Source organism: Bacillus sp. N6 (genome assembly GCF_052805735.1).
Genome location: NZ_JBRAZW010000004.1, coordinates 1 through 7,946, shown reverse-complemented (window position 1 = coordinate 7,946; position 7,946 = coordinate 1). Strand labels below are relative to the sequence as shown.

General features: G+C 35.1%; 11 protein-coding genes. All 11 read left to right on the top strand.

Going from position 1 to position 7,946, the window contains the following annotated elements; all coding sequences use genetic code 11:
• Positions 1-232: 232 nt before the first annotated feature.
• The 11 genes from ACUXVC_RS28375 (at position 233) to ACUXVC_RS28325 (ending at position 6,789) form a co-directional block, all read left to right on the top strand.
• Complete coding sequence (locus tag ACUXVC_RS28375) at positions 233-376, top strand: hypothetical protein (protein ID WP_153580007.1); 144 nt, start codon at positions 233-235, stop codon at positions 374-376.
• A 237-nt stretch (positions 377-613) separates the two neighbouring features.
• The gene (locus tag ACUXVC_RS28370) at positions 614-859 is read left to right on the top strand and encodes a helix-turn-helix domain-containing protein (RefSeq protein ID WP_098361513.1); all 246 of its coding nucleotides are present in this window, start codon (positions 614-616) and stop codon (positions 857-859) included.
• A gap of 661 nt (positions 860-1,520) precedes the next feature.
• Entirely contained in the window at positions 1,521-1,988 is a 468-nt protein-coding gene (locus ACUXVC_RS28365; RefSeq protein ID WP_086385194.1) for a capsid assembly scaffolding protein Gp46 family protein, read from the top strand.
• Positions 1,985-2,245, top strand: coding sequence for a hypothetical protein (locus tag ACUXVC_RS28360; protein WP_061661037.1), 261 nt, complete (start codon positions 1,985-1,987; stop codon positions 2,243-2,245). The genes ACUXVC_RS28365 and ACUXVC_RS28360 overlap by 4 nt, the downstream gene beginning before the upstream one ends.
• Before the next feature lies 1 nt (position 2,246).
• Positions 2,247-2,825 (top strand): hypothetical protein, encoded by a 579-nt coding sequence (locus ACUXVC_RS28355; RefSeq protein ID WP_446026237.1) that lies wholly within the window; start codon positions 2,247-2,249, stop codon positions 2,823-2,825.
• Between the two features lie 166 nt (positions 2,826-2,991).
• Positions 2,992-3,468 carry a hypothetical protein gene (locus ACUXVC_RS28350; RefSeq protein ID WP_446026236.1) on the top strand — a complete coding sequence of 159 codons (477 nt, stop codon included), beginning with the start codon at positions 2,992-2,994 and terminating at the stop codon, positions 3,466-3,468.
• Positions 3,449-3,775 (top strand): hypothetical protein, encoded by a 327-nt coding sequence (locus tag ACUXVC_RS28345; protein ID WP_061661034.1) that lies wholly within the window; start codon positions 3,449-3,451, stop codon positions 3,773-3,775. Before ACUXVC_RS28350 ends, ACUXVC_RS28345 begins: the two co-directional genes overlap by 20 nt.
• Complete coding sequence (locus ACUXVC_RS28340) at positions 3,765-4,109, top strand: hypothetical protein (protein WP_098546628.1); 345 nt, start codon at positions 3,765-3,767, stop codon at positions 4,107-4,109. Before ACUXVC_RS28345 ends, ACUXVC_RS28340 begins: the two co-directional genes overlap by 11 nt.
• A 460-nt stretch (positions 4,110-4,569) precedes the next feature.
• Positions 4,570-4,791 (top strand): hypothetical protein, encoded by a 222-nt coding sequence (locus tag ACUXVC_RS28335; protein ID WP_061661032.1) that lies wholly within the window; start codon positions 4,570-4,572, stop codon positions 4,789-4,791.
• A 63-nt stretch (positions 4,792-4,854) separates the two neighbouring features.
• Complete coding sequence (locus ACUXVC_RS28330; RefSeq protein WP_061661031.1) at positions 4,855-5,037, top strand: hypothetical protein; 183 nt, start codon at positions 4,855-4,857, stop codon at positions 5,035-5,037.
• 432 nt (positions 5,038-5,469) lie between these two features.
• Positions 5,470-6,789 carry a hypothetical protein gene (locus ACUXVC_RS28325; protein WP_446026238.1) on the top strand — a complete coding sequence of 440 codons (1,320 nt, stop codon included), beginning with the start codon at positions 5,470-5,472 and terminating at the stop codon, positions 6,787-6,789.
• Positions 6,790-7,946: the final 1,157 nt, after the last annotated feature.

The following is a 7,946-nucleotide window of genomic DNA, read 5'->3' as shown; positions in this document are numbered from 1 at the left end:
ACGGTTGTATATATGATTAGTTGTGTTGTTCGACAGACTACTAAATAACTATAAGAGATAGTGTAGTGATGATAGGTAGGTGTGAGCACTGAGAGGATATGTAATAGATAGAGAGTGATAGAGTCCAGCGACTCTTTTTTTATTTCTTTCAACTTTCTTAAACAAATTTAAAAAACCTGTTTACAAATGTTGATAGCCATAGTATAATAAGATTATAAGGAGGTGAGGCAAGGTGATGGAAACAATTAAAGATGTTGTAGCAATAATCGCTTCAGTGTTCGGAATCATAAACGTTGGTTTAGACATCCACACTAAAGCGACTAAGAAACTACAACAAAGCAAAAAGCGTAAACGTAACAAACGTAAACGCAAATAAGCAAGATGAGGGGAAGGGTTGACAGCCATATTCCCCTCATTACTATTATAACATCCGTCACCGAAAAATGATGAAGAAAATAAAACCAATTGATTTAACTGTATTTGTTATTTTATTTTTGTGGGCAATAGCCAATGATTTTAGTGTAATGACTACGTTGGATTGGATATGTATAGTTGCAGGGATTGTGTATACTATCATGTTTATAATCAAGTTATGTATGAGAGGTGAAGAATAATGAAGTATCATTTAAATTCTAGGGAAGAAGTCGAGAATTTTATCAGAGAAGAAGTCCTTATCACTTCAGAGGCAATGGAGATTTTAGGTGTAAGCCGTTCTCGTATGAGTGTTATGATTAAGTCTGGTAAGTTAACGCCAATTAAAAAGCTAGGGAATGTGAGTTTATTTCTAAAAGCTGATATAGAAGCCAAGAAAGAAGAATTAGAAGGATTGCGAGAAAAATTTCGTCCATATGACGAGTAAGAAGGGATTTCCCTTTCTTATTAAAAGTCAATCCAAATCTATTTAACATTATGAAATAAGCATGTTTTTCTCTTGAATATGTGTAAAAATATTAGGTACAATTTGTACTGTTTTTTTGTCGTTATATCAGAAAAATTAGTAATGCATACATCGGTATATGAAGGAGGACAGGAAGCCCAAAAAGGATTGAATAGAATCATGAATATTGGTAGGGAATCCATGTATATTTGTGTATGTCATTGCATAATTAAATTATCTATATATCCACTATCTTTATACATCATCCCTAGGACTCGACAAACGTTGATATAACAGCATTTCTATTATGACTACCTATAACATACATTATGTATACTTTATGTGAAATGATTCACATAAATATTCGCTCATGGACGTTCTTCACTGGGGAATCGTTTTAACTCGTTGTAACCATCGGGGATACGACGGGGGGTATCGGGCGAAAAATAAAACCCAACAGACGATTTTTTTGGTAACTTTTCGGGGTTTGGATACGGCTTTATAAAGTAAGCTGACTTCCCAGCCAATCTTTTTAATCAGCAATTTTATGTGATGAGTTTTATGTATACAAAGTGTTAAATGGAACAACAAATCTAATTATATATTAATTGTAGTGACAATTTAATACATCGTTATATTGACTATGATTGGGAGCGAAATAGATATGTTAGAGAACGAACAACAACATGATACAGACCAACAAACAGAAGAAACTTTTACAAAATCGGATATTGATGAAGCAGTCAACCAAGCTTTAGCGAATCGTGACGAAGCCGAACGAATCCAGCAGGAACGCACACAAGCAATGGAAAGGCTCGATAGTGCATTTGCTGAAGCTAATAATATTAAAAAGAGTAAGGAGTTGTTAGAAATAGCAGAAACACGTTTAAACAACGCAGGACTACCAAGCAGTTTAGCAAGCATGGTACAGAACAAAGACACTCGCATCATGAATGAGCGTATCGCCATTGTAAAAGCGTTAATCCAAACAGAAGCAAAGAAATCTATTAAAAAGAGTCTCGCTGGTAAAGTGCCCGAAAAGGAAAAAGGTGTATCCGCACTAAAACAAAGTGCAGAAGCACAGGCATTTCACAAGGAGCTAAATAAATGAGTAAGCAACTAATAACTACAATCACTGGTGAAGGGATTAACTGGCGTGTAGAAGATAGAGGAATCGTACTAGGACGTGGTAAAGCAAGCGACCACAAAGAAGTGCGGGACACTGTAAACAAACGATACGGTGGATATACAAGCGAAGACGTCCGATTGAGTACAAAACTATATGAAGAATTAAAAGGCACGTACAAAGAGACAGGAGAAGCCCCAAAAGGCTTTCTAGACGGAAACTATACATTGGAGGATGAATGAAATGGCAAATAACCCATATATCAAAGGTGACGTACACCGACCAGACTATAAAGGACTTTTAAAACAAGAGTTTTTTAATCAGAAAGAAACGTTTAATGAGGGTTTAGCAGGTTTTGAAGCAGAAGCCCAGGCACTAGCGGAAAGAAAAGCCCAATTTGAAACAGAGCAGAAACAACTATTATCAGAGTTATATGTAAAGGCAATGCATGAGATTGACGGCAAAGAGATTAATTTTGTTGATAGCAAAGCAGATATTCCAGTATTTGAAGATGAAAGAGCCTTTCAAATTGCAGACGCAAACCGCGTGTATATGGAACAAGCACCAGAAGAATATACAGTGGCAGAACGTAACAATATTAAATCAATTTATGATGTCTTAAAAGCCGAACGAGACGCCTTTAACTCTCAATTTTCACTAATGACACGAGAAGAAGCAGTGGAACAATACAAAGACGCCTTATTAAGCTCAAAAATAGCTGGTGACATGTCTGGAGAAGAAACGCTATTCCCAGTAGTAGACACAAGACCAAATGAAGAGGTAGCAAGAGACGCTTTTAACCAAGAACTCGAAGGTCAATAGGTCTAGTATTGGGCTTATTACGTAAAGGAGAAGGACATGGATAAGAACGAAACAAGAACCCTATTTGTAGATACAATGCTAAACATCAAGAGTAACCGCAAATCATACGAGAAAAAAAGGTTGAACGGAAGTAACCGTAAAGCACTCTTATTAGCCGTTATGAGAGGTGAAGGTATTGGCGACAGTAAAAAGCCTTGCTAAACGATTAAACAAGATACAATCCGTAAGGATACCCAACGGTATAGTAATTCTAGCGAATAGTGAACAAGGTGTAGCAGAGAAGTTAGAGAAAACAAAAGCTAGAAATATAGTGGCTATCAATGGTTATATCGACCCTTTTTGTGACGTTTGCGAATGTCATTTTGAACGGTGTAAATGCAATGTGAATCATAACGGCTCTATGCATGTGAAGGAGCTGGAATACTGGCGTAAAACAGACCCTAAACACTATGCGGTAATTATGAAACATAGCACGGTAAGAGAGGAAACCGACCCAACTGAAGGACTTCTAAAGTGGGTAAAAGGCGATATTCTTTATACAAGACCGAGCACCAACATAAAAGAAGCGCACGAACAAAATTTAGCTGGATTAAGTCCAGTTGTAAGAAAGGCATTGACAAAAGATGCAACTACATTACATTAACGGTGAGCCGACGCCTGAAACAGCCCAATACATTCATAACATTGAAACTATCAGGGGTTTAGAGCAGGAGTTAGGACTAGAAAAGCACGGTATATATAGTTTGTCCTGGGATGATGTAAAAGCCCTGTATGACAGTGGGAAACTTACATATGCTCAACTAAAGATTATTTATAACCGAATGAAAGTCAAAGATACATCTATTCATAATACTTACTTAGATGAAGATGGCAACATGATTGATGGTAGACAATCAAATATAGTAAGAAACATTAAACGAGCGTTAGGAGGGAGACAAAATGACTACTAAAACGAAAACGACAGCCAAAAAGAAGCCGATTGACGTGAATATTAATATTGATACACCGAAAGACGCTTTAATCACACGTAAAACCTTAATGAAGCTATTCTGTGAGCGTAAAATTGATAAGACTGATTTAAACGCCCTGTTATATTCATTACAAGGTGCAAGCAGTGAACACATGAATATGATTAACCTTACTAAAATTGAGCTGGAAAGCCGTCGTATTGACGTACAAGAGCGTGATGTTATTGTGAGGGAAGAAACAAAACTACGTTTAGAAGGCAAAATCGAAGCGTTAGAAACAGTTATTGAAGAGTTGGAAGCCGAAACAGTTAGATAAACTTTGTGAAGCAGTTAAATGTTTTGTACAATATAAGGGTTACTAATTGCTTTAATTGTTTATTATCTTCTATTTTTTCTACCTCTAGATTTCTGTACAAGTGACAATAGATTGGGAAGAAGGCGCTGGCGAAAACTAGCGTCTTTTTTCTATGTATACAAAGTAGCAAATGAGATTGTTATACGGGTGATATACTGAAGATACAATTTCATAGAGAAAAACAACTTATTTTATAAGTCTATTATCTCAACTTGTAACTATTAAGTGTGGAACGTTATCCCCACCCTCGCAAAGAGTCAGCCTAATAACCTGGCTCTTTTTTTGAGCCTTTCAATTGTATATAACAAAAGAAGGGTATTTTCTATATACAAATGTTAGAAAATATGTATATAAATTACAATAAATATATTTACATGGTTTCGAAACCGTTATATACTATGTTTGTAAATGAGGTGAAACAATGCCTGTAAGAAAAGATAAGTTTGAGACGTTCTATTCAAGTAAGATGGGCTACTATGGTGTAGATAACATCAAAGACGCCGAAAAAGCATACAAAATGGAGCGTATGATTGCCAAAAACATAGTCGATTTTGGCGAAGAGAAAGTTGAAGAATGGATTGAATTGGCTAAGGTAACGGGTACTAATGACAGAAACAAAAAGCTTAAAAAAGAGAATGGATAGCGGACAATAGTCCATCTCTTTTTATGTAAAAAGTTTCGAAACCAAAACTAGGAGGAAATGACGATGAACAATAATGAAAACGGGTTATTAGAAGGAAAGTTTTTTTGGCTGGTAGAGGGATTAAATGAAATGCTAGAGGAAGCAAACCCAAATGAGGATGAATATGCAACATTAAATAATGTTGACATGGATCGCCTTTCAGAATGTGTCCAATTAATGTGCGTCGTGACAAACCAATTGAAATAAGTATAATATCTGTTAATCTTAATATAAATAAATAATTATAATTGTGATATATTGTTAAATAGATTTAATGCATACATGAAAGACAAAGTTAATGAAGAACAGGTACGCTGTGTGTTACTTGAAAGCAAGTAGTATATGATATCACAACGACTTCCTTTCTAGAAGTCTATTTATTCGACCGTATTCGTAGTATAATAGCAATAAATGACAACGAAAAAACGCCTTATACCTCATGTCGACCAAAACAACAGGTATAAAGCGCTCCTAGGCATAGTGTATTCAATTAGATTGAACGGATTCCTTTTTGATTCCGTACATGTTTTATACAGCGGTAATTCTGTATAAATTTTATATAGTTATTATATCAATTATATAAAGAATGCACAATACCTCTGTTTCGTTGTACTTACAATTCGAAAAGGGGTTTTTTTAATGCAAGAAACTATTAATCAATTAGAAACTTTAAAAGACTATTATTACGGTGCCACAGTACCGTTTTTAGCTATACCTAAACCTATTAGAATCTACTTCATAGAAAAAGGTGTGAGCGCAAACGCAGAACGATTATATTTAACATTACGTGATATGTGGAGAGAGTCATTATATAACGTGATTGAAAACGGCGAAGCATGGATTGACGGAAAAGGCGTTTACCGTGTAGCGACAAATAAAAAACTAGCAATGTATTTAAAAACCAGTGTACGTACAATGCAAAGATATATGAATGAGTTGCGAGAATGTGGAGTTCTTCTTGCTGAACAACCAGAAAAAGAAAATGGAGAAGCAAATCGTATTTATTTGCGTGAACACATCATCATGGAACAACTAAAAAACACAGATGTATCAACGGTTGAACCGACCTATGACAAAAATGACATCACCCCTCATGACAAGAATGACACGGGTACTCATGACAAAAATGGCACACTACTAAGCACTAGTTTTACTAAGCATTATTTTACTAATATTAAAGATTATGTGCTTTCTTACATCGAAAGACACAACTTTGAAATTGACGACACTTTAAAAGAGAAAATAGCAAACAACTATAAAGGTGCAATTATGTTTGTTGAAGAGAAAAACGAACGACTTAATTGCATGATAGATACATACATCAAGAATGAGGAAAAACTAGAATTAGGCGATACCTCAGAAGTAGCAAAGAACAAAAGAAAAAAAGGCGTCACTAGGAAGGGTACTGGTCATAGTGGTTCTATTGGTAGTAAGAAGAAAACGACTAGAAAAGAAATGACTCCAGATTGGTTAGAAGAACATAGAGAAGAATCAGAACAACCAGCAGAGCCTAAAGAAGCTACACAAGAAGAAATAGAAAGACTAGCATTGATATTAGCTAAACAAAAAGAAGAAACACAAGCCCCAAACCCTACTTTAGAGCCTAAAAAAGAACTAATACAAACAGTAACAGGGTATCAAGAAGCAATAGTTATGCCTAAAGACGCTGAAAATCCATTCTTAGAGGTTTCAGAACAAAAAGAGGGCAATTATACCATTAAAGAGGAAAAGTCTTATATAAACGAAAATGAGACATCTGAAGACTATAATAATATGAATCCTGAAACACCAAAATTAACGGGTAACCAGATTTTTAGAATTAGTAAATTAACGAAAAAGGCGAATAGTGGCGATGCGGAAGCATGGAGAAAGTGCGAATCACTTGAAATGAAACGTTTTGTAGAAATTGGAGAACGTGGACGTTTTAAAGTAAAAGACGATATTTTGACAGCTATGTAGCGAAAGAATGAATACAAATATATTAGAAGACAATAAAACTCGTTAGAAGCGAAAATAAGAGGTCTGAAGGGGAAAGGTTGAAAATAGCCGTTCCTCTCTTTGTCGTAAGGAAAGCGAGAGAGAATGTACAATTTATAAGACGGTTTTAGAGAATGAGGGTAAAAAAATAGAGCTGATATACAACGAATCAGAGCCACCACGCTTTGAAAGTATTGTATCTCAACTCATTGAGGAACAGGTCTTAAAAGACTTAGTTTCTCGTAATAACTTTTATACTCAATTTAAACAATATTACAAGTAGTACGTTCTCCACCACGAGAACATAAGCAGTACCACTATAAACATGCTTCACACAATTAGATATTAACATGAGCTATTTGCGGGGTGCAAGTAGCTTTTTTTGGTTATTTTATCGGCATTAAAAAGACGTTAATTAATAGCTTTTCTACTACTTTTTCTTAAAAAGCATACTAAAGAGTATTAAGAAAGGGGTTGGGGTTTTTCTTTTCTCTTTTCTTTGTTGGTCTAGAGCCGTTTTAACGCTATTTAGACACACGTACAACAATAGTTTTTTATAGCTTTTTAAACTGATTTTCTTAAAAAGGGTACTAAATAACTTAAGTAACTCTTTTTGGGTTTTTTAAGCGTAAGCAACCACCACTGTTTTTTCTTTTGTACGGGCTACTACTTCTCTATGCTTCTTATACTATTTACCGAAAGACTACTAAAGAGTATTAAGAAAAGTTTCTAGTACATTAAGACCTAAGTACGGACATAAGGTTTCTTGAAAAGCCTACTAAATAACTTATGAGGGATAGTGTCTTTTATACGAGGTTGTATACTCCTTTAGGTGTATGTGTTGTACTAGGTAGCTTGTATACAGAGAGTGTATAGTTGTTTGTGTTCTATATCTTCTCTCATTGATGGTTGTATTGTTCAATAGCTTACTAAAGAGTATTGATAGTATAGAAGGATTGGTTGACTATGCATGAGGTAGCATGATGAATGAACAAAGAGTGAAGGCTTTCTTAAAGAGTGTATGTAATGAGTGGTTGTCAATGAGTAGACGGAAGGGAAGTCATACTATATATAACAGGTGGTGTATGTAGTGTTGTTGATACCTTCTATATAGGTTGCTTCTATATAACGAATAGAGG

Coding starts and splice junctions, on each gene's coding strand:
- ACUXVC_RS28360 (WP_061661037.1), top strand. CDS start 1,985: ATGAGTAAGCAACTAATAACTACAATCACTGGTGAAGGGATTAACTGG.
- ACUXVC_RS28330 (WP_061661031.1), top strand. CDS start 4,855: ATGAACAATAATGAAAACGGGTTATTAGAAGGAAAGTTTTTTTGGCTG.
- ACUXVC_RS28370 (WP_098361513.1), top strand. CDS start 614: ATGAAGTATCATTTAAATTCTAGGGAAGAAGTCGAGAATTTTATCAGA.
- ACUXVC_RS28365 (WP_086385194.1), top strand. CDS start 1,521: ATGATTGGGAGCGAAATAGATATGTTAGAGAACGAACAACAACATGAT.
- ACUXVC_RS28335 (WP_061661032.1), top strand. CDS start 4,570: ATGCCTGTAAGAAAAGATAAGTTTGAGACGTTCTATTCAAGTAAGATG.
- ACUXVC_RS28340 (WP_098546628.1), top strand. CDS start 3,765: ATGACTACTAAAACGAAAACGACAGCCAAAAAGAAGCCGATTGACGTG.
- ACUXVC_RS28345 (WP_061661034.1), top strand. CDS start 3,449: ATGCAACTACATTACATTAACGGTGAGCCGACGCCTGAAACAGCCCAA.
- ACUXVC_RS28355 (WP_446026237.1), top strand. CDS start 2,247: ATGGCAAATAACCCATATATCAAAGGTGACGTACACCGACCAGACTAT.
- ACUXVC_RS28325 (WP_446026238.1), top strand. CDS start 5,470: ATGCAAGAAACTATTAATCAATTAGAAACTTTAAAAGACTATTATTAC.